This is a genomic window from Pseudomonas sp. BW16M2 (assembly GCF_014268865.1).
Taxonomy (GTDB): domain Bacteria; phylum Pseudomonadota; class Gammaproteobacteria; order Pseudomonadales; family Pseudomonadaceae; genus Aquipseudomonas; species Aquipseudomonas peradeniyensis.
In genome coordinates this window covers 36,294-55,163 of sequence record NZ_JABWRI010000019.1, presented here as the reverse complement: position 1 = coordinate 55,163, position 18,870 = coordinate 36,294, and the positions used below count along the sequence as shown (strand labels likewise).

The following is an 18,870-nucleotide window of genomic DNA, read 5'->3' as shown; positions in this document are numbered from 1 at the left end:
CTTGCCCCGCGATGGCGTCACTACGGTCGCTGCAGGGTCTTCTGCTTGAGGATCCAGGCACTGACCAGCACCGCGCTGGTCAGCATGAACACCCGTGCCCAGAACAACGGCACCAGGTAGCAGGACAGCCCGATGCTGGCCCACATCAGGCCGATCGCATAGACCTTGCCTCGCAGCGGAATCCCCTCGCCGCTGAGGTAGTCGCGGATCCACGGCCCGAGTTTCGGATGATTCACCAACCAGTGGTGAAAGCGCGGCGAGCTGCGGGCGAAGCAGGCCGCCGCCAAGAGCAGGAACGGGGTGGTGGGCAGCACCGGCAGGAAGATCCCCGCCACCCCGAGCGCGACACTGAGCCAGCCGGCGGCCAGCAGCAGGTAGCGCACCACGTCGATCAGTGGTGGCGCGGCTTGAGCAGGGCAGGCTTCTCTTCAGGGGCGTGCAGCAGCAGGAACAGCGCGCTCAGTGCCTCGGGGATCTGCACGATCATGTCGTCCTGCAGGTTGGCGTTGCCGGCGATGTCGGCGAACTCCGGCTGCTCGTCGAACAGACCCGAGCCGACCATGATCGGCAGCAGCATTTCGCTGACTTCTTCCTCGGCGTTCTCGAACCAGGCCTCTTCACGCAGGAAGACACCCTCCATGAAACCGATGCACCAGCCGCGCAGGTCGGAATCGTCCGGCTCGTCGGTCAGGTCCAGCTCGCAGGGCAGGTCGAATTCCTCGTCGCTGGCCAGTTGGCGGGCGATGTGCGCCTTGAGCGCGACCAGGGTGGCCTCGATCTCGGTGCGCTGGGCATCGCTGGCGTAGTGCGGTTCTTCGGCGAACAGCGCGTCGATCCATTCGCGTTCTGGAACTTCCTCGGAGCAGATCGACAGCGCGGTCAGGTAGCCGTGGGCGGCGACGTAGTCCAGCGCTTCTTCGTGCAGCTCATCGGCGTCGAGGAAGGCTTGCAGGCGGGTCAGTTGCTCGGCGAAGGACATTACAGGGCTACCTTGGGGAATAAACGATAGTGAATTCTAGCACCTTGCGGCGGCTGCGGGGCAAAGGGAACGTCTGTCACCGGGGCATGCGGCACAGCGCGGCAGTCGGGTATACTCCGCGGTTTTTCGTGCTCCGGTGGCGTTTTCCCGTCATCTGGCAAAAACCGCTTACGCATTCGTTGTGTGCGCGGCGGATTTATCGTCCAGCCTGAGTCCAGGATGGTACGGCGATTTTGGAGTGGCAAATGCTCGAACAGGCTCAGCGCGTCCTCAAGGATGTCTTCGGTTACGACAGTTTCCGCGGGCGCCAGGCAGCGATCATCGAATGTGTGGCAGGTGGTGGCGACGCCCTGGTGCTGATGCCCACTGGTGGCGGTAAATCGTTGTGCTTCCAGGTGCCTGGCCTGCTGCGCCCGGGCCTGACCGTGGTGGTGTCGCCGCTGATCGCGCTGATGGACGACCAGGTCGCCACCCTCGACGAGCTGGGCGTGGCCGCCGCGGCGCTGAACTCCACCCTCAGCGCCGAGCAGCAGCGCGACCTGGCCGGGCGCCTGCGCCGTGGCGAGGTGAAGATGCTCTACCTGGCCCCCGAGCGCCTGGTGCAGCCGCGTATGCTGGACTTCCTGCGTGGCCTGGACATTTCCCTGTTCGCCATCGACGAGGCTCACTGCGTATCGCAATGGGGTCACGACTTCCGCCCCGAGTACCTGCAACTGGGCCAGCTCGCCGAGCTGTTCCCGCATGTGCCGCGCATCGCCCTGACCGCCACCGCCGACATGCGTACCCGCGAGGAAATCGTCCAGCGCCTGCACCTGCAGGGCGCGGAGCGCTTCCTGTCGAGCTTCGACCGGCCGAACATCTTCTACCGTATCGTGCCCAAGGAGTCGCCGCGCAAGCAGCTGATGGCGTTCCTCGGCGAGCGTCGCGGCAACGCCGGCATCGTCTATTGCCTGTCGCGCAAGAAGGTCGACGAGACCGCTGCCTTCCTGTGCGACCAGGGCTTCCCGGCGCTGCCGTACCATGCGGGCCTCGCCGCCGAGACCCGCGCCGCCAACCAGCACCGCTTCCTCAACGAGGAAGGGCTGATCATGGTCGCCACCATCGCCTTCGGCATGGGCATCGACAAGCCCAACGTGCGCTTCGTCGCCCACCTCGACCTGCCCAAGTCGCTCGAGGCCTATTACCAGGAGACCGGCCGCGCCGGCCGTGACGGCCTGCCTTCGGATGCCTGGATGGCCTACGGCCTGCAGGACATGGTGATGCTCAAGCAGATGCTGCAGAACTCCGAGGGCGACGAGCGCCACAAGCGCATCGAGCAGCACAAGCTCGACGCCATGCTGGCGCTGTGCGAGGAGACCCGCTGCCGCCGCCAGTCGCTATTGGCCTACTTCGACGAAGTGCTCGAGCAGCCGTGCGGGCATTGTGACAACTGTGTCGACAATGTGCAGACCTGGGATGCCACCGAGCCTGCGCGTCAAGCCCTGTCGACGGTGTTTCGCACCGGCCAGCGCTATGGCGTCGGCCATCTGGTCGATGTGCTGCTGGGCAAGGACACCGAGAAGGTGCGCAATTTCGGCCACGAGAAGCTGTCGGTGTTCGGCGTCGGCAAGGCGCTGGCCGAAGCCGAGTGGCGCTCGCTGTTCCGCCAGTTGGTGGCGCGCGGCCTGGTGGACATCGACCTGGAAGGCTACGGTGGCCTGCGTCTGTCCGACAGCTGCCGGCCGCTGCTGCGCGGCGAGGTGAACCTGCAACTGCGCCGCGACCTCAAGCCGCAGACCGTGGCCAAGTCTTCCTCCAGCGGCGGCGGCAGCCCGGCCAGCCAGCTGGTGCGGGCCGAGGAGCGCGAGCTGTGGGAAGCGCTGCGCACCCTGCGGCGCAAGCTGGCCGAGGAGCACAGCGTGCCGCCCTACGTCATCTTCCCCGACTCCACCCTGTTGGAGATGCTGCGCAGCATGCCCGCCAGCCTCAGCGACATGGCCCAGGTCAGTGGCGTCGGTGCGCGCAAGCTGGAGCGCTACGGCCAGGCCTTCCTCGAAGTGCTCAACGGCGCCGGTGGTACCGAGGAGGCGCCGAAGGTGGTGCTCGACCTGCGCCACGAACTGGTCAGCCTGGCCCGCGCCGGCATGACCCCGGCGCAGATCGCCGGGCAACTGAACTGCACCGAGAAGAACGTCTACAGCCTGCTGGCCGAGGCCATCGGCCGTCAGGAACTGAGCCTGGAGCAGGCGCTGGACCTGCCGGAAGAGCTGATGATGGAAGTGCAGGACGCCTTCCTCGACGGCGAGGGCGAGTTGCCGCCGGTGTCCGGCGTGGCGCCGTTGTTCGGCCAGCGGGTGCCGGAGGGCGTCCTGCACTGCGTACGGGCGGCGCTGGCGGTGGAGTTCGGCCTGTGATTGCCGGCATTTGCGCCAATTGCTGACCTTTGTCATTCCCTTACATGATTATCAGTCATTTCCGAGGCGTCCAACCTTGCCTGATTGGCCGGGCCATGATTAGCTGGCTAATAATTAGTTCTATTCATTGAGTTGCTTATGCCCCTGACCGACAACCAACACCGCTTCGGCATGCAGCTGGCCCAGATGTCCCGGGGCTGGCGTGCCGAACTGGACCGCCGCCTGGCCGGGCTCAACCTGTCGCAAGCCCGTTGGCTGGTGCTGTTGCACCTGGCCAGGTTCGACGAGGCGCCGACCCAGCGTGAGCTGGCCCAGAGCGTGGGCGTCGAGGGCCCGACCCTGGCGCGCCTGCTCGACAGCCTCGAGAGCCAGGGGCTGGTGCGCCGCCAGGCGGTGATGGAAGACCGTCGGGCCAAGAAGATCCTGCTGTGCCCGCCGGCCAAGCCGCTGATCGACCAGATCGAGACCATCGCCAACGCCCTGCGCCTCGAGCTGTTCACCGGCATAGACGAGGCCGACATGGAAGTGTGCATGCGCGTGCATGCGAAGATTCTCGATAATCTCGAGAAGTCTTGAACCCTTCATCAATCGCGGGGCAAGCCCGCTCCCACGAGTCTGCTCCCACAATAGGCCGCATGACGTGTGGGAGCGGGCTTGCCCCGCGATCATTTCTAGAAGGTATGCCCCAGGTTCAGGTACACCGCCTTCTCATGGGCATCGTTGGCCCCATAGCTCAGGTTCAACGGCCCCAGCGGCGTTTCCAGCCCCAGGAAAATGCTCGCCGCATTGATATAGCCACTGTCGAACTCATTGTCGTTGTTCCACGCCCGTCCACGCTCCAGCGAGCCGCCCAGGTACAGCGGGAAGTCCAGCGGCAGGTAGGCCCGTGGCGTCAGGCGGCGGTAGTAGACCATGCGCAGCAGGCTCATGTTCTGCCCCGAGATCGAGTCCTGGCGAAAGCCCGAGAGTTGGCGGGCGCCGCCGAACACGAAGCTCGAAGTGACCACCTCGGCGTCATCCAGCGTTCGTCCATACCTGCCACCCAGCACCAGGGTGTTCGGCCCGCTGCTGATGGCCTTGTCCAGGTTGAACAACCACTGCCGGTAGTCCTGGTCCGAGTCCAGTGACTTGTCGTACTTGCGCATGGTCAGGCCGATGTCCTCGCCGCTGTGGGGGAAGTAGACGTTGTCGAAGGTGTCGAACGAGTACTTGAGCTCGTAGAAGCCCTCGTTGAAGCTGACCTTGGGCAGGTCCTGGTCGCCGATGCGCACCTCGGCGTTGCCCCAGGCCTTGCCCACGCCCAGGCGCACCTCGCCGTAGGTGCCGATCTGCCGGCCGACATTGAGCCCGAAGCCGTAGCGTTCCAGGCGGTACTCGGCCACCGGGTCGTTGTCCAGGGTCGCCTCGACGTTCTGCGAGCCCAGGGCCAGGTAGGGGGCGATGAAGTAGCGCGAGCCTACGTCCAGGGGCTGGTAGAACTCGCTGTACAACTCCTGCTCGTCGCCAATCTGCGCGCGGGTCAGCCATTCGCCGCCGAGCCGGTTGATGCCGTTGACCCGGTAGCTGGCGCCGAGGTTGAAGGCGCTGTCGCCGCGCAGGTCGTCCGACAGGTTCAGTCCCAGGCGCAGGTAATCGGTGCCGCCACGCCGACCACGGGCGTTGATCACCAGGGTATGCTCGTCGCCCTTGTGCGCCACGCGGTACTGCACCTGGTCGAAGTAGTCCAGGCCGTAGAGGGTGCCCATGTCGGTCTGCAGGCGGCCGAGATCCAGCGGCTCGCCGATGGGCTGGCGAATGTAGTAGCGGATCACGTCGTCGCTGACCTTGGAGTCGTTCTCCACGCGGATGGCGGTGATGATCGGCGTGCGCTGTTTCGGTGAGCGGGCCACCGCCAGGTTGCTGTCGCCCTCGGTCTGGCGCAGCGCCGCCAGGCGCGGGTCGAGGGCGCGGGTGGCGCGGTAGCCGGCGTCGATCATGTCCTGGGCGCGGCCGAAATCGGTGACGCCGAAGGCCGACAGCGGCGGCTGTACCAGGATGTCTTCGCGGCGCAGGCTGGCCAGTTGCTCCTCGGAGTTGCGCCGGGTCATCAGGGTGATCGACTGGTTGAGCACGTCCACCACGGTGGCCAGCTGCTTGCGGTTGCGCAGCGGAGTGCCGATGTCGACGACGATGGCCAGGTCCACGCCCATCTCGCGCACCACGTCCACCGGGATGTTGTCGGTCATGCCGCCGTCCACCAGCAGCCGGCCGTCTAGCTCCACCGGGGCGAACACCGCCGGAATCGACATGCTGGCGCGGATCACCTGGGGCAGGTGGCCGCGGCGGAAGATCACCTTCTCGCCGCTGGTGATGTCGGTGGCCACGGCGCGGAAGGGGATTGGCAGCTTGTCGAAGTCGCGGATGTCGGCGGTGTGGGCCAGCTTGCTTTCCAGCAGCAGGGCCAGGTTCTGGCCCTGGATCACCCCCAGCGGCAGGCCCAGACTGCCGTCGTCGCGAAAGCTCAGCTTCTGCTTGACCAGGAAGTCGCGGTCGTCCTGCTTGCGTCGGAACGGCACATCCTTGCGCGGCGGCGCATCGGACAGCGCCTGCTGCCAGTCCAGCGTGGTGGCCAGTTTTTCCAGTTCGGCGATGCTGTAGCCCGAGGCGTACAACCCGCCGACCACCGCGCCCATGCTGGTGCCGGCGATGGCGTCGATGCGCACGCCCTGTTCCTCCAGGGCCTTGAGCACGCCGATATGGGCCAGGCCGCGGGCGGCACCGCCCGACAACACCAGGCCGATCTTTGGTCGTGTCGCTTCGGCGGCCAGCACGGTGAAGGAGGTGAGCATCAGCAGGAGGCAGTACAGCAGGCGGCGCATCGTGAGTCTCAAACCAGAGGATAAAGACCGCTAGTATAAGCGGCCCTTCCTACGGAGTTTCCCTACATGGCAGACAGCAAGCCACAAATCGTCATCACCTATTGCACCCAGTGCCAGTGGCTGCTGCGCGCCGCCTGGCTGGCCCAGGAGCTGCTCAGCACCTTTGCCGACGACCTCGGCCAGGTGGCGCTGGAGCCCGGAACCGGTGGGGTGTTCCGCATCACCTGCGACGGCGTGCAGATCTGGGAACGCAAGGCCGACGGCGGCTTCCCCGAGGCCAAGGTGCTCAAGCAGCGGGTGCGTGACCAGATCGATCCGCAGCGCGACCTGGGCCACAACGATCGCTGATCAGGCGCTTTCGGGCTGCGGCTGGCGGGCCGGTTGCTCGGCGGCCAGGCGGCTGGACAGCACGATGGCGAAGATGATCAAGGCGCCGCCGGCGAGCATGCGCAGGGTCGGCTGTTCGGCGAACACCACCCAGGCCACGGCGATGCCATAGACCGGCTCCATGCCGAACACCACCGCGGCGGTGCGCGCCTTGATCACCGCCAGGCTGGCGACGAACAGGCTGTGGGCGACGCCGGTGCAGAAGACGCCTAGCAGGGCGATCCACAGCCAGTCCAGTGGCGCCACCGCGCCCAGGCCGGACGCGGCGAACGGCAGCAGGCACAGGCTCACCACCAGGTTCTGCCATAGCGCCGCCTGCACGGCGGGCAGGCGCCCGGAACCGGCGCGGTTGGTCAGCGACAGCAGCGAGAACAGCAGGCCCGAGAGCAGCGCCCAGAGCAGCCCGCCGGTGGCCTCGCTGGCCAGGTCGAAGGCCGGGGTGACCAGCACCAGGCCGATGCTCACCAGCAGCACCAGCAGCGCTTCATTGCGGCGGATGCGTTCGCGGAACAGCAGGCCCTCGAGGATCACGGTGAAGGCCGGGAAGCTGGCGAAGCCGAGGGTGGCGATGGCCACGCCGCCGACCTTGACCGCGATGAAGAAGCTCACCCAGTGCCCAGCCAGCAGCGCGCCGCCCAGCAGCAGGCGGCGCAGGTCCTGCCCGCGCAGCGGTTGCCAGGCCTGGCGCGCCAGGCTGGCGAACAGGCCCAGGGCCAGCACCGCGAACATTGCGCGGCCGAAGACGATGATCGAGGGGCTGGCGCTGGCGGCCAGTTTGCCGAAGACGCCGGTGAGGCCGAAGAACAGCGCGCCGATATGCAGGGCGCCGAGGGCGGTGCGGTGGTTCATGGTGGTCCTTTGAGTGCGATGAGGTCGATACAGGCAGCAGTGTATGTTCGATCCTCAGGCAGATCTGTCGCCCACCTCGCGCCCGTTGTCGCCAGACTCGCGCCGCAACGCCAGCGGCGTGCAGCCGAACGCCCGCATCACCGCCGCGCTGAAGGCACTCTGCGAGCCGTACCCCACCTGCGCCGCGACCTCACCCACCGGCAACAGCGTCTCACGCAACAATCGCCGCGCCATCGACAGCCGCCGCTGACGGATATAGTCCATCGGCGTCATGCCGCACTCGCTGGCAAAACGCGCATGCAGTCGTGCGCTGGAGAGCCTGGCCAGGCGCGCCAGGTCGGCGACCTGCAACGGATAGGCGGCGTGCTGCTCGATATGCCGATCGAAGGCGGCATAGGGCAGGCGCCTGCTGGCCAGTACCGGGGCACCGGCCTGCGGGTTGAGGCTGGCCAGCAACAGCACGGCGCCCTGGCGGGCAATCAATGGGTCGTCCACCGGGCTTGCCGCCAGCCAGTCGACCAACTGCTGCTGGCGGTTGTTCAGGCCCAGGGGGCCGGGGCGGTCGAGCAGGCGGCGGCTGTTGTCGGCGTGCTCGCCCAGGTGGTCGCCGAGCCAGTGCCCGCCCGGCACGTCCAGCACCAGGCAGTGGCTGCCCTCGGGGCTGCCGCAGGTGTGGTGGGCACCGGCAGGCACCACCATCAGGTCCTGGCGGCCGACCCGACCGCCGCGGCCATTCACCTCGAAGTCCAGGCGCCCGCCCAGGCCGAACACCAGCTGCGGGTGGTCGTGGCTGTGGGCGATCAGGTCGTGGCGGTAATGGCGCAGCGAAAGCAGGGGGGCGGCGGTCATGGTGAGTCCTCACGAAGCAGGTGAAGAGTGTACACCTCCAGGCGCGCGCAGGATGGTCATGCGCCTGCCACCAATCTGTCACCTGTGCCTGCCAGTCTCCAGCAAACAGCGCCGGAGCCTGCCCATGACCCACGCCGAACCTCTCCGCCCGTCACGCAAGCAGCGTGTCCGTACCCTGTGGATTTCCGATGTGCACCTGGGCACCCGGGATTGCCAGGCGGAACATCTCGCGCACTTCCTCAAGGGCTACCAGGCCGAGCGCATCTACCTGGTCGGCGATATCATCGACGGCTGGAAACTGCGCGGCGGCATCTACTGGCCTCAGGCCCACACCAACGTCATCCGTCGCCTGCTGACCCTGAGCAAGCGCGGCACCGAGGTGATCTACGTCACCGGCAACCACGACGAATTCCTGCGCCGCTACTCGAAACTGATCCTGGGCAATATCCAGCTGGTGGATGAAGCCGAGCACCTTACCGTCGATGGCCGGCGGTTGCTGGTGATCCACGGCGACCAGTTCGACGTGATTACCCGCTACCACCGCTGGCTGGCGTTTCTCGGCGACCGGGCCTACGAGTTCACCCTGGTGCTCAACCGCTGGCTCAACCACTGGCGCGCCCGTTATGGCTATGGCTACTGGTCGCTGTCGGCGTACCTCAAGCACAAGGTCAAGGGCGCGGTGAACTTCATCAGCGATTTCGAGGACGCCATTGCCCACGAGTGCACCCGGCGTGGCTTTCAGGGCGTGGTGTGCGGGCATATCCACCATGCCGAGATTCGCCGGGTGGGTGAGGTGGAGTACCTCAACTGCGGCGACTGGGTGGAGTCGTGCACGGCGCTGATCGAGCACTGGGATGGAAGGATCGAGCTGTACCGGTTCGCCGAGGCGCAGGCGCGGGAAGCCGCGTCGCGGCTGGCGGAGCTGGGTGAACCGGCCTAGGTCGGCCTCAGGCCGCTCCTACAGGTGACGGGTGCCCGGAATCAGGCTGAGGCTTTCAGGGCCGCCTTGTAGATCGACTGCCTGGGCTGGGCGAACAGCCGCTCCATCATCGGTTCGAAGAACGACAGCGGCAGGCTCGGGTACTCGGGGTCGAACGCCGCCGCGTCGTAGCGCGCACAGAACTCGATGGTCCGCTGGTACTGCGGGTGATCGCTGAATTGCTCGCGCAGGTGGCGATCCATGCCCAGGTGGTGGAAGAAGTAGTAGCCCTGGAAGATCCCGTGCTTCTCGATCATCCACAGGTTCTCGGCGCTGACGAAGGGCTTGAGGATCGCCGCGGCGATATCCGGGTGGTTGTAGCTGCCGAGGGTGTCGCCGATGTCATGCAGCAGGGCGCAGACCACGTATTCCTCGTCGCGACCGTCACGGTAGGCGCGGGTGGCGGTCTGCAGCGAGTGGCTCAGGCGATCGATGGGAAAGCCGCCGAAGTCGCCATCGAGCAGGCGCAGGTGGGCGACGATGCGCTGGGGCAACTGCCGGGCATAGGCGCGAAAGTCGTCGGCGATGATCGCCCAGTCCTGGGCGGTGCCGTCGCGCATGTGGCTGAAGTTCGCTTGCTTGTTCATCGCCGCGGGCCACTCGTGTCGGGGGACATGCCTGGCAGTGTTGGCCAGGACGCGGGCTTTGGCAGTGGCCGGCCGGGACGCGAACCTGGCCTTGCGGGCCGATTCAGAGGCTGAGGCGGCCCAGCAGGATGTCGCGGAACATGGCGAAGTCGCCGACCAGGCTGTACCAGGGATGGGTGAAGGTGGCCGGTCGGTTCTTCTCGAAGAAGAAATGCCCGGCCCAGGCGAAGCCATAGCCGGCCAGCGGCACGGCCAGCAGCAACAGCCACTGGCCGCTGCCGATGCTGTAGGCGAGCAGGGCGATCACCAGACTGGTGCCGACGAAGTGCAGGCGGCGGCAGGTGGCGTTGCTGTGCTCGCCCAGGTAGTAGGGATAGAACTCGGCAAAACTGCGGAACTGCGCTGTGCGGGTCATGGCGGGCTTCCGGATCTGCGGGTCGTGCTTAAAGGATACACGGCGTGGAGCCTGAATCGAGTCTAGAGTCACTGGGGGCAGTGGCCAGTGACAATAGGCGCCAATTGAGTATCCTTTCGGTTCACCGCAGGAGCGGTCAGCACAAGAGCCTGTCATGAGTGAGAGAACCACGTCAGCCAGCTGGGCATCAGGGATCGTCAAGGCACTCGAGCTGGAAGGGCTCGATTGTCCGGCCATGTTCAAGCAGCTCGGGCTCGACTTTTCCGCCCTCGACGACCCCGATGCGCGATTCACCCAGGATTCGATGACCCGGCTGTGGCAGCTGGCGGTCGAGTTGTCGGGCAACGAGGCCATCGGCCTGAACATGGCCCGGGTGGTGCGTCCGGCCTCGTTCCATGTGGTGGGCTATGCGCTGATGTCCAGTCGCACCCTGGCCGAGGGTTTCGAACGCCTGGTGCGCTACCAGCGGATCATCGCCGAGAGCTCGGACCTTAGCTTTCGCCGCGAGCCCGACGGCTACGCCCTGGTGCTGACCGTGCATGGCGACCACCTGCCGCCGACCCGGCACAGCGCCGAGGCGTCCCTGGCCTGCGCCCTGGCCCTGTGCACCTGGCTCAGCGGGCGGCCGATCCAGCCGCGGCGGGTGCTGATCCAGGGCGGCCAGCCGAAGAATGTCGAGCCGTACAAGGTGGCCTTCCATGCGCCGCTGGTATTTGGCGCGCCCCATGACGCGCTGGTACTCGAGCGTGCCGACATGGAGGCGCCGCTGCCCACCGCCAACGAGGCGATGGCGGTGCTGCATGATCGCTTTGCCGGGGAATACCTGGCGCGCTTCTCGGAAAGCCGCGTGACCCACCGGGTACGCCAGGTACTGTGCCGCATCCTGCCCCAGGGCGAGCCCAAGCGCGAAACCGTGGCCCAGGCCCTGCACCTGTCGCAGCGCACCTTGCAAAGGCGCCTGCAGGACGAGGGCACCAGCTTCCAGACCCTGCTTGACGACACCCGCCGCGAACTGGCCGAGCAGTACCTGGCGCAGCCCGGCACCACCTTGCTGGAGACCGCATACCTGCTGGGTTTCGCCGATCCGAGCAACTTCTACCGGGCGTTCCGCCGCTGGTTCGACACCACCCCGAGCGAGTACCGCACGCGGTTGTCGGTCAGTGACGCCAGAACGCCGGCATGCACAACACCAGCACCGTGATGATCTCCAGGCGGCCCAGCAGCATGCCGCCGGAGAGGATCCACTTGGCCGCGTCCGGCAGGCTGGCGTAGTTGCCGGCCGGGCCGATCACTTCGCCCAGTCCGGGGCCTACGCCCGACACCGTGCCGGCGGCGCCGGTCAGCGCGGTCATCCAGTCCACGCCCAGCAGCGACAGCAGCAGGGCGATGATGCAGATGGTGATGGCGAAGAAGAACGAGAAGGTCAGGATCGAGCGCACGATCTCTTCGTCGAGGCGATGGCCGTTGTACTTCTGCTTGATCACCGCCCGGGGGTGGATCAGCTGGTTGAGGTTGGCCTTGAGCAGGATGTAGGCGACCTGGAAGCGGAAGATCTTGATGCCGCCGGCGGTGGAGCCCGAGCAGCCGCCGACGAAGCCCAGGTAGAAGAACAGCATCAGCGAGAAGTTGCCCCACATGCTGTAGTCGCCCAGGGCGAAGCCGGTGGTGGTGACCACCGAGGTGACGTTCAGCGCCACGTGGCGCAGGGCGTCGAGCCAGTGCAGCTCGGTGGTGGCCCAGTACCAGGTGCCGAGCACCAGCCAGGTGGCCAGCAGCATGGCCAGCAGGCCCTGCACCTGCTGGTCCTTGATCAGCGCCTTGCGGTGGCCGCGCAAGGTGGCTACGTACAGGGTGAACGGCAGGCTGCCGAGGATCATCACCACCACCGCGACCCAGTGCACCGCGGGGATGTCCCATTTGGCCAGGGACTGGTCGGAAGTGGAGAACCCGCCGGTGGAGATCGCCGACATGGCGTGGTTGATCGCGTCGAACGGGCTCATGCCCGCCCACCAGAAGGCCAGGCTGCCGAGCACGGTGATGCCGACATACACCGCGACGATCGACTTGGCGACCATGTGCGAGCGCGGCATGACCTTCTCCGAACGGTCCGAGGACTCGGTCTGGAACAGGCGCATGCCGCCGATGCGCAGCAGCGGCAGGATCGCCACCGCCATGCCGATGAAGCCGATGCCGCCCAGCCAGTGCAGCATCGAGCGCCACATCAGGATGCCCGGCGACATGTTGTCCAGGCCGCTGAGCACGGTGGCGCCGGTGGCGGTGATGCCGGACATGCTTTCGAAGAAGGCGTCGGTGTAGCTGATGTGCTGCGTCAGCAGGAACGGCAGGGCGGCGAACACGCAGACCACCAGCCAGCTGCTGACGGTCAGCAGGTACATGTCGCGGGGGCGCAGGTGCACGTGCTCGGGGCGGCCGGGGATGACCAGGCCAAGCCCGGCGAGGAAGGTGATCAGGCTCGACCAGAGGAACGACGGCATGTCGCCGGTGCGCTCGAAGACCACCAGGGTCGCCATGGGCACCACCATGCTCACTGCCAGGGTGATCAGGAAGATGCCGATGATGAAACCAATGATCCTTAAGGTCGGCAACGCCATGTGATCTGCTCTGACTCGCTACGGAAAGGGCGCCATTCTACCTGTGGACCGGGTCTTGTAAACGCACGATTGGCGGGGGCGTGGGGCAAGCCCGCTCCCACGTTGCCTTCTGGTTGGTGCAGAATGGCGGCACTTTCAATCTTTCAGGAGGGTAGCCCATGGAGGCTCTCGACGCATTGCTCAACCGTGTTTCCGTGCCACGCCTGACCGAACCTGCGCCCAATGCCGCTCAGCGCGAGGCGCTGTTCCAGGCCGCGCTGCGCGCGCCGGACCATGGCCAGCTGCGCCCTTGGCGCTTCCTGACCATCGAGGGGCAGGGTCGCGAGAAGCTCGGCGAGCTGTTCGCCGAGGCGGTACAGGCCAAGGGCGATGCCACCCCGGCCGCGCTGGACAAGGCCCGGGCGATGCCGCTGCGGGCGCCGCTGCTGATCGTGGTGATCGCTCGGCTGCAGGATCATTTCAAGGTGCCGAAGATCGAGCAGCGCCTGGCCGCTGGCTGCGCCGCCCACGGCATCCTCATCGCCGCCCATGCCCAGGGCATCGGCGCGGTGTGGCGCACCGGTGACATGGCCTTCGATGCCCATGTGCACGAGGGCCTGGGCCTGGAGGCGAATGAAGAGGTGATCGGCTACCTGTATGTCGGCACGCCGATGGGCGAGCCACGCACGGCGCCGGTCCTGGAGACGGCGCAGTACGTCAGCGCCTGGGGTGAGTGAGCATTGGGGCCGCGTTGCGGCCCTTTCGCCGGCAAGCCGGCTCCCACAGGTACCGTGGAGGTCTCAAGGTCTGTAACTACTTGTGGGAGCCGGCTTGCCGGCGAAAGGGCTGCGCAGCAGCCCCGCGATCTGTCAGCCTGCACTGATATTGCAGGGAATCTCCAGCGTCGCAATGAACCCACCCTGCGGATGATTTCCCAGCACCAGGCTGCCACCATGGCGCTCTGCCGCCTTGCGCGCAATCGCCAGCCCCAGGCCATGCCCCGGCGCCTCCTGTCCCGGCGCCCGGAAGAACGGCTCGCCCAGCTGCGCCAAGTGCTCTGCTGCCACCCCTGGTCCATGATCACGCACGCTCAGCACGATGCGATCCTGTTCGCGGCGGGCATGCACCTCGATCGGCTGCCCGGCCGGATTGAAGCGCAGGGCATTACGCAGCAGGTTGTCTACCGCCCGTTCGATCAAGGTCGGCCAGCCGTGCAAGGTCAGGCCTGCCTGCGCCTCCAGTCGCACTTCCTGTTCCGGCGCTGACAGCTGTGCGTCCTTGCGCACGCCGCCCAGCAAGGCATTGAGGTCCACGGGTTCGGCATGGGCCTGGTCGGCATCGACCCGGGCCAGCACCAGGATCTCGCTGATCAGGTCTTCCAGGCGATCGCACTCGCGGGTCAGGCGCGGCCACAGGGCCTGGCGCTGCTGCGGCTCGGCGCGCTCGGCCAGGGCCAGGGCGATGCGCAGGCGCGCCAGCGGCGAGCGCAGTTCGTGGGACACATCACGCAGCAGCTGGCGCTGGCTGCCGATCAGGCTCTGCAGGCGCGCGCCCATCTTGTTGAAGTCGTTGGCCAGCACGCCGAACTCGTCGCGGCGCACCGCCAGCCGCGCCAGGCTGTTCTGCTGGTAGCTGGTCTGCCCCAGGTCGTGCACCGCGCCGCGCAGGCGGCTGAGCGGGCGGGTGATCGACAGGGTCACCAGCAGGCTGAACAGGGTCAGTACCACCAGGGCGATCCCCAGGGCGCTGAGCGGCCAGATCAGGCTCTCGCGGTGCCAGGCGGCCAGTTCGGGGTGGGGAATGCGGTAGATCAGCAGGTAGGTCTCGCCGCTGGTGGGGCTGGTGTATTCCTCGGTCAGGCGGCGCCAGGGCAGGCGGCGCTCGTCGTTGTGCTGGCGCGCCTCGAAGGCTGCGGCGCGGCGCGGGAAGGTGCCGGGCACCACGGCATCGCCGCTGTCGTCGAGCACCTGCACATCGATCTTGTAGCGCTGCTTGCGTCGCTCCAGGAAGCGCTGCGACGACTCCAGGCCGTCCTGTTCATAGTGCTGGGCCCAGTGACTGGCCAGGTTGTTCAGGCCCGGATGGCGGCTGAGGATCCAGGTGTCCTGGTTGAGCATGTGCCCGAGCAGGATCGACAGCCCGGCGACCAGGGCGATGGCCAGCCAGAAGCTGGCCAGGATGCGCCAGAACAGTGAACGCAAGAAGAGCACCTCCGAGAAAGGGCGAAAGCCCGGCCCGCGATGGCGCGGGCCGGGCATCGGGCTGACAGCTTACTGGGCCTTGCCGGCTTTTTCAGCCTTCCAGGCCTGGAACTCCTTCCATTCGGCCTTGCGCGCGGCGCGTTCCTTCTGCAGTTCGTCGAACTTTTTCTGCTGCTCGGGCTTGAGCAGGGCGCGGATCTGGCCGTCGGTCTTGTCGTGGCTGGCCTTGAGTTCGTCCTTCATGGCTTTCTGCTCGGCGGCCGGCAGCTTGGCCATGTAGCGCTCGGTGATGTCGCGGCGCTGCTGCATCTGCTCGCCCATCAGCTTGCCGATCTGCTGGCGCTGGTCGCGGCTCAGGTCCAGCTGGGCGAAAGGCGCGTCACCACGATGATGCGGGCCGTCGTGGCGCGGACCGCCGTCAGGCATGGCCATGGCCACGGTCGGCAGGGCGGCGGCGAACATCAGGGCGATCAGGGTCTTGCGCATGGTATCTCTCCTTTCAGGGGCCGGTGGTTACCGGATGAGCCCAGTCTAGGGAGATCAAGGTCAAGGGCGGTCAGGCGAGGGTAAAGGCTGGGTAAAGATGCCGGTAGACACCGTGCGGACCCTGTAGGAGCGGCCTTGTGTCGCGATGGGCTGCACAGCAGCCCCGGCAATTTTGCATACCGCCGCGATTCTGGGGCCGCTTCGCGCCCCATCGCGACACAAGGCCGCTCCTACAGAGGTCGTGTTGTCTGTCAGAGACTGTAGTAGTAGCCGCGGCTGCGCAGGGCGACGATGCGCGGGCGGCCGTCCGGGTGCGGGCCGATCTTCTTGCGCAGGTTGCTGACGTGCATGTCGAGGCTGCGGTCATAGAGCGTGAGCTTGCGACCCAGGCCGATCTGTGCCAGTTCCTGCTTGTCCAGCGGCTCGCCGGGCTGGCGCAGCAGTGCCTCGAGGATGCGACTCTCGGACAGCGTGAGGGTCATCTCGCGCTCCTCGATGCTGACCACGCCGCGCACCGGGCTGAAGGTCAGGTCGCCGATCTCGACCTGGCTGCTGGGCGCGCTGGGGTGGCTGCGACGCAAGACGGCGCGCAGGCGGGCGGTGAGCTCGCGGGGGTCGCAGGGCTTGGCCAGGTAGTCGTCGGCGCCTAGTTCCAGGCCGAGAATGCGGTCCAGCGGCTCGCCGCGGGCCGAGAGCATCAGCACCGGCAGGTCGGTGTGCTCGCTGCGCAACTGTTTGAGCAGTTCCAGGCCGCTGCCGTCGGGCAGCATGACATCCAGCACCACCGCCGCCGGGGCGTGGGTGGCCAAGGCCTGGCGCGCACTCTGGCCATCGTGGCAGGCGCGCACCGCAAACCCTTCCTGGGTCAGCCAGCTGCCGAGCAGCTCGCACAGTTCCTGGTCATCATCAATCAGTAACAGCTCGCTCATGTCTCACTCAATTCAACCATTGCCGGCGTCTTCTGTGTCCGCCGCTGGCTAAGATACCGCAGACTGCCGACAACAGTGCAACGACCGAGCCGATCAGGAACCACTGCTGCTGGTCGGTGAGCAGGCGCTGGGGCGCGCTGCTGGCGGCCTGCAGCTCCTTGACCGCCAGCTTCAGGCGCTGGTTGTCCTGGCGCAGGCGCGAGAGCTGGGCGCTTTCGCGCTCACTGTCCTGGTTCTGCAGTTGCAGGGTCAGCGCGTCGCGCTGTTTCTCACTCTCTTCCAGGCGCTGCTGCAGCTCGGTGATCCGCGCCCCGGCTTCCAGCGACAGCGGCTGCTCGGCCGCGGCGAAAGGGGACAGCAGTAACAGGCAAAGCAGCAGGGACATCGGACCTTGACGCATTGGAACTCCTGATTCGTATCGATTCAGGAGGTTGTCGGCCGGTTGTCGGAATTTATGAATAGTGCCGCGTGGGGTGTAGTTGGGGGCGGCTTGGTGGGAGCGGGCTAGCTCGCTCCCACCAAGCCCGTCCCTCAAAGCCTGTTAGGGCAGGACTTGCTTGAACGGCTTGACCACGACCTTGTCGTAGACGCCCGCAGCGATGTACGGGTCGGCGTCGGCCCAGGCCTGGGCGGCGGCCAGCGAATCGAACTCGGCGACGATCAGGCTGCCGCTGAAACCGGCGGCGCCCGGGTCGTTGCTGTCGATGGCCGGGTGCGGGCCGGCGAGGATCACGCGGCCTTCGGCCTTGAGCTGCTGCAGGCGCTCGATATGGGCGGGACGGGCGGCCAGGCGTTTTTCCATGGAGTTTTCGACGTCGCTGGCGATGATGGCGTAGAGCATGTCAGTCCTTGGGTTTGGAGGTGGAAGGGTCGGCATCGTGCAGGTGGCGCGACAGGTAGACACCCTGGGCCACCAGGAACAGCACGGTCATGCCCAGGCTGCCGAAGACCTTGAAATCGACCCAGATGTCCTGGAAGGTGAAGGCGACGAACAGGTTGGCGGCGCCGCACACCAGGAAGAAACCGATCCACGCCAGGTTCAGGCGGGTCCAGACTGTTTCAGGGAGTGTCAGGGCGTGGCCCATGATGCGCTTGATCAGCACCCGGTCACCAATGAAGTGGCTGCCGGCGAAGGCCAGGGCGAACAGCCAGTTGACCACCGGCGCCTTCCACTTGAGGAAGGTCTCGCTGTGGAAGGCCAGGGTCAGGCCGCCGAACACCAGGCAGGCGACCAGGGTCAGCAACTGGCCCTTTTCCAGCTTGCCGTGGCGCAGGAACAGCGCGCCGTAGACCACCACGGAGCTGGCGATCAGCATGGCGGTGGCGCTGTAGATCCCGCCGAACTCGAAGCTTTGGCCGGCGAATTCGACCGGGCGCGGATCCAGTTTGTAGACGATGAAGAACAGCAGCAGCGGGATGAAATCGATGAATTGTTTCACAGTGGCAGCCAGAAGCGGGATGTGACGGCATAATAACAAACATCGATTCCTGCGAAAGCGCTCCTCCATGAATGTTGATCTGCACTGTCACAGCACGGCCTCCGACGGCGCCCTGTCGCCCACGGCACTGGTCGCCCGGGCCCACGAGCACGGGGTGCGGACGCTGTCGCTCACCGACCACGACACCCTCGAAGGCCTGCCCGAGGCCCGCCAGGCCTGCCTGGACAACGGCATGCAGTGGGTCAGCGGGGTAGAGTTGTCGTGCACCTGGGGCGGCGCCACCATCCATGTGCTGGGTTACGATTTTTCGCTCGATGCCCCGCCCTTGCTCGAGGCCATCGACAACCTGCACCGTGGCCGCTGGCTGCGCGCCGAGGAAATCGACCGCAAGCTGGCGGCCAAGGGCATGCCCGGCGCGCTCGACGGCGCGCGGGCCGTCCAGCAGGAACTGGGTGACAGCGGCAACGCCCCGGCGCGCCCGCACTTCGCCGAATTCCTGGTGCGCGCAGGCTTCGTCAAGGACCGTGGCGAGGCCTTTCGCAAGTGGCTGGGCGCCGGCAAGTTAGGGGACGTCAAGCTGCACTGGCCGACGCTGGAGGAAACCGTCGTCACGTTGCGTGAGTCCAATGCCTGGGTGAGCCTGGCTCATCCCATGCACTACGACCTGACCCGCAGCAAGCGCAGACGGCTGATTGCCGACTATATTCAGGCAGGGGGGCAGGCACTGGAAGTGGTCAATGGGATGATGCCGCCCGAGCAGGTGGGGACAATGTCGATCCTCACTCGTGAGTTCGGCTTGCTGGCAAGCGCCGGCAGTGACTTCCACGGCCCTGGCACCTGGGGTGAGATCGGTGCTTACCGGCCATTGCCTGAGGACCTGCCACCTCTGTGGCGTCGATTCCGACATGAACAGTCTATGGCGGTATGA

The 18,870-nt window shown here is 66.4% G+C and carries 21 protein-coding genes; 7 read left to right on the top strand and 14 right to left on the bottom strand.

Translation table 11 applies throughout. From position 1 onward, the window contains the following. Positions 1–20: 20 nt before the first annotated feature. Together HU735_RS17495 and HU735_RS17490 are read right to left on the bottom strand one after the other, a co-directional pair. On the bottom strand, positions 21–383 hold the full coding sequence (locus HU735_RS17495) for a DUF454 family protein (protein WP_186714527.1): 363 nt from the start codon (positions 381–383) through the stop codon (positions 21–23). Positions 384–391: 8 nt separating this feature from the next. Next, positions 392–979 (bottom strand): YecA family protein, encoded by a 588-nt coding sequence (locus HU735_RS17490; protein WP_028691105.1) that lies wholly within the window; start codon positions 977–979, stop codon positions 392–394. A gap of 245 nt (positions 980–1,224) precedes the next feature. Here HU735_RS17490 and recQ point away from each other — a divergent pair, with 245 nt between their 5' ends. Then, the gene (gene recQ, locus HU735_RS17485) at positions 1,225–3,372 is read left to right on the top strand and encodes a DNA helicase RecQ (RefSeq protein WP_186714526.1); all 2,148 of its coding nucleotides are present in this window, start codon (positions 1,225–1,227) and stop codon (positions 3,370–3,372) included. Positions 3,373–3,510: 138 nt separating this feature from the next. Next, positions 3,511–3,948 carry a MarR family transcriptional regulator gene (locus HU735_RS17480; RefSeq protein ID WP_028691103.1) on the top strand — a complete coding sequence of 146 codons (438 nt, stop codon included), beginning with the start codon at positions 3,511–3,513 and terminating at the stop codon, positions 3,946–3,948. A gap of 95 nt (positions 3,949–4,043) precedes the next feature. Here the strand turns inward: HU735_RS17480 and HU735_RS17475 are convergent, their stop codons facing one another. Further along, positions 4,044–6,230 carry a patatin-like phospholipase family protein gene (locus tag HU735_RS17475; protein WP_186714525.1) on the bottom strand — a complete coding sequence of 729 codons (2,187 nt, stop codon included), beginning with the start codon at positions 6,228–6,230 and terminating at the stop codon, positions 4,044–4,046. A gap of 66 nt (positions 6,231–6,296) precedes the next feature. Here HU735_RS17475 and HU735_RS17470 point away from each other — a divergent pair, with 66 nt between their 5' ends. Continuing rightward, the gene (locus HU735_RS17470; protein ID WP_096049580.1) at positions 6,297–6,578 is read left to right on the top strand and encodes a SelT/SelW/SelH family protein; all 282 of its coding nucleotides are present in this window, start codon (positions 6,297–6,299) and stop codon (positions 6,576–6,578) included. Here the strand turns inward: HU735_RS17470 and HU735_RS17465 are convergent, their stop codons facing one another. Together HU735_RS17465 and HU735_RS17460 are read right to left on the bottom strand one after the other, a co-directional pair. Beyond that, complete coding sequence (locus tag HU735_RS17465; protein ID WP_186714524.1) at positions 6,579–7,466, bottom strand: DMT family transporter; 888 nt, start codon at positions 7,464–7,466, stop codon at positions 6,579–6,581. Positions 7,467–7,520: 54 nt separating this feature from the next. Beyond that, complete coding sequence (locus tag HU735_RS17460) at positions 7,521–8,315, bottom strand: AraC family transcriptional regulator (RefSeq protein WP_186714523.1); 795 nt, start codon at positions 8,313–8,315, stop codon at positions 7,521–7,523. Positions 8,316–8,439: 124 nt separating this feature from the next. Between HU735_RS17460 and HU735_RS17455 the strand changes: the two genes are divergently transcribed. Continuing rightward, positions 8,440–9,255, top strand: coding sequence for a UDP-2,3-diacylglucosamine diphosphatase (locus tag HU735_RS17455; RefSeq protein WP_050706764.1), 816 nt, complete (start codon positions 8,440–8,442; stop codon positions 9,253–9,255). A gap of 41 nt (positions 9,256–9,296) precedes the next feature. Here the strand turns inward: HU735_RS17455 and HU735_RS17450 are convergent, their stop codons facing one another. Beyond that, positions 9,297–9,881: an HD domain-containing protein gene (locus HU735_RS17450; protein WP_186714522.1), complete on the bottom strand. Its 585-nt coding sequence runs from the start codon at positions 9,879–9,881 to the stop codon at positions 9,297–9,299. Between the two features lie 103 nt (positions 9,882–9,984). Next, the gene (locus tag HU735_RS17445) at positions 9,985–10,296 is read right to left on the bottom strand and encodes a DUF962 domain-containing protein (RefSeq protein WP_186714521.1); all 312 of its coding nucleotides are present in this window, start codon (positions 10,294–10,296) and stop codon (positions 9,985–9,987) included. A 154-nt stretch (positions 10,297–10,450) separates the two neighbouring features. Between HU735_RS17445 and HU735_RS17440 the strand changes: the two genes are divergently transcribed. Continuing rightward, positions 10,451–11,497 (top strand): AraC family transcriptional regulator, encoded by a 1,047-nt coding sequence (locus tag HU735_RS17440; protein WP_050706761.1) that lies wholly within the window; start codon positions 10,451–10,453, stop codon positions 11,495–11,497. Here the strand turns inward: HU735_RS17440 and HU735_RS17435 are convergent. Then, a complete protein-coding gene (locus tag HU735_RS17435) occupies positions 11,454–12,908 on the bottom strand; it encodes a TrkH family potassium uptake protein (protein WP_186714520.1) in 1,455 nt (484 codons plus the stop codon). The two genes, HU735_RS17440 and HU735_RS17435, sit on opposite strands and share 44 nt — an antisense overlap. A 158-nt stretch (positions 12,909–13,066) precedes the next feature. Between HU735_RS17435 and HU735_RS17430 the strand changes: the two genes are divergently transcribed. After that, on the top strand, positions 13,067–13,624 hold the full coding sequence (locus HU735_RS17430; RefSeq protein ID WP_186714519.1) for an NAD(P)H nitroreductase: 558 nt from the start codon (positions 13,067–13,069) through the stop codon (positions 13,622–13,624). A 132-nt stretch (positions 13,625–13,756) separates the two neighbouring features. Here the strand turns inward: HU735_RS17430 and HU735_RS17425 are convergent, their stop codons facing one another. The 6 genes from HU735_RS17425 to HU735_RS17400 form a co-directional block, all read right to left on the bottom strand. Then, positions 13,757–15,145, bottom strand: a complete 1,389-nt coding sequence (locus tag HU735_RS17425) for a HAMP domain-containing sensor histidine kinase (RefSeq protein ID WP_186714518.1) — start codon at positions 15,143–15,145, stop codon at positions 13,757–13,759. A gap of 12 nt (positions 15,146–15,157) precedes the next feature. Continuing rightward, a complete protein-coding gene (locus HU735_RS17420; protein WP_028691091.1) occupies positions 15,158–15,574 on the bottom strand; it encodes a Spy/CpxP family protein refolding chaperone in 417 nt (138 codons plus the stop codon). 251 nt (positions 15,575–15,825) lie between these two features. After that, entirely contained in the window at positions 15,826–16,503 is a 678-nt protein-coding gene (locus HU735_RS17415; protein ID WP_186714517.1) for a response regulator transcription factor, read from the bottom strand. A gap of 7 nt (positions 16,504–16,510) precedes the next feature. Next, positions 16,511–16,903, bottom strand: coding sequence for a hypothetical protein (locus HU735_RS17410; RefSeq protein WP_050706756.1), 393 nt, complete (start codon positions 16,901–16,903; stop codon positions 16,511–16,513). Positions 16,904–17,044: 141 nt separating this feature from the next. Further along, a complete protein-coding gene (locus HU735_RS17405; RefSeq protein ID WP_186714516.1) occupies positions 17,045–17,344 on the bottom strand; it encodes a YciI family protein in 300 nt (99 codons plus the stop codon). A 1-nt stretch (position 17,345) separates the two neighbouring features. Beyond that, entirely contained in the window at positions 17,346–17,942 is a 597-nt protein-coding gene (locus tag HU735_RS17400) for a septation protein A (protein ID WP_050706754.1), read from the bottom strand. 67 nt (positions 17,943–18,009) lie between these two features. Between HU735_RS17400 and HU735_RS17395 the strand changes: the two genes are divergently transcribed. Beyond that, a complete protein-coding gene (locus HU735_RS17395) occupies positions 18,010–18,870 on the top strand; it encodes a PHP domain-containing protein (protein ID WP_186714515.1) in 861 nt (286 codons plus the stop codon).

Excerpts from the sequence above, each read along its gene's own strand:
- HU735_RS17490 (WP_028691105.1), bottom strand. The coding sequence starts at position 979 with ATGTCCTTCGCCGAGCAACTGACCCGCCTGCAAGCCTTCCTCGACGCC.
- recQ (WP_186714526.1), top strand. The coding sequence starts at position 1,225 with ATGCTCGAACAGGCTCAGCGCGTCCTCAAGGATGTCTTCGGTTACGAC.
- HU735_RS17480 (WP_028691103.1), top strand. The coding sequence starts at position 3,511 with ATGCCCCTGACCGACAACCAACACCGCTTCGGCATGCAGCTGGCCCAG.
- HU735_RS17475 (WP_186714525.1), bottom strand. The coding sequence starts at position 6,230 with ATGCGCCGCCTGCTGTACTGCCTCCTGCTGATGCTCACCTCCTTCACC.
- HU735_RS17470 (WP_096049580.1), top strand. The coding sequence starts at position 6,297 with ATGGCAGACAGCAAGCCACAAATCGTCATCACCTATTGCACCCAGTGC.
- HU735_RS17465 (WP_186714524.1), bottom strand. The coding sequence starts at position 7,466 with ATGAACCACCGCACCGCCCTCGGCGCCCTGCATATCGGCGCGCTGTTC.
- HU735_RS17460 (WP_186714523.1), bottom strand. The coding sequence starts at position 8,315 with ATGACCGCCGCCCCCCTGCTTTCGCTGCGCCATTACCGCCACGACCTG.
- HU735_RS17455 (WP_050706764.1), top strand. The coding sequence starts at position 8,440 with ATGACCCACGCCGAACCTCTCCGCCCGTCACGCAAGCAGCGTGTCCGT.
- HU735_RS17450 (WP_186714522.1), bottom strand. The coding sequence starts at position 9,881 with ATGAACAAGCAAGCGAACTTCAGCCACATGCGCGACGGCACCGCCCAG.
- HU735_RS17445 (WP_186714521.1), bottom strand. The coding sequence starts at position 10,296 with ATGACCCGCACAGCGCAGTTCCGCAGTTTTGCCGAGTTCTATCCCTAC.
- HU735_RS17440 (WP_050706761.1), top strand. The coding sequence starts at position 10,451 with ATGAGTGAGAGAACCACGTCAGCCAGCTGGGCATCAGGGATCGTCAAG.
- HU735_RS17435 (WP_186714520.1), bottom strand. The coding sequence starts at position 12,908 with ATGGCGTTGCCGACCTTAAGGATCATTGGTTTCATCATCGGCATCTTC.
- HU735_RS17430 (WP_186714519.1), top strand. The coding sequence starts at position 13,067 with ATGGAGGCTCTCGACGCATTGCTCAACCGTGTTTCCGTGCCACGCCTG.
- HU735_RS17425 (WP_186714518.1), bottom strand. The coding sequence starts at position 15,145 with ATGCCCGGCCCGCGCCATCGCGGGCCGGGCTTTCGCCCTTTCTCGGAG.
- HU735_RS17420 (WP_028691091.1), bottom strand. The coding sequence starts at position 15,574 with ATGCGCAAGACCCTGATCGCCCTGATGTTCGCCGCCGCCCTGCCGACC.
- HU735_RS17415 (WP_186714517.1), bottom strand. The coding sequence starts at position 16,503 with ATGAGCGAGCTGTTACTGATTGATGATGACCAGGAACTGTGCGAGCTG.
- HU735_RS17410 (WP_050706756.1), bottom strand. The coding sequence starts at position 16,903 with ATGCGTCAAGGTCCGATGTCCCTGCTGCTTTGCCTGTTACTGCTGTCC.
- HU735_RS17405 (WP_186714516.1), bottom strand. The coding sequence starts at position 17,344 with ATGCTCTACGCCATCATCGCCAGCGACGTCGAAAACTCCATGGAAAAA.
- HU735_RS17395 (WP_186714515.1), top strand. The coding sequence starts at position 18,010 with ATGAATGTTGATCTGCACTGTCACAGCACGGCCTCCGACGGCGCCCTG.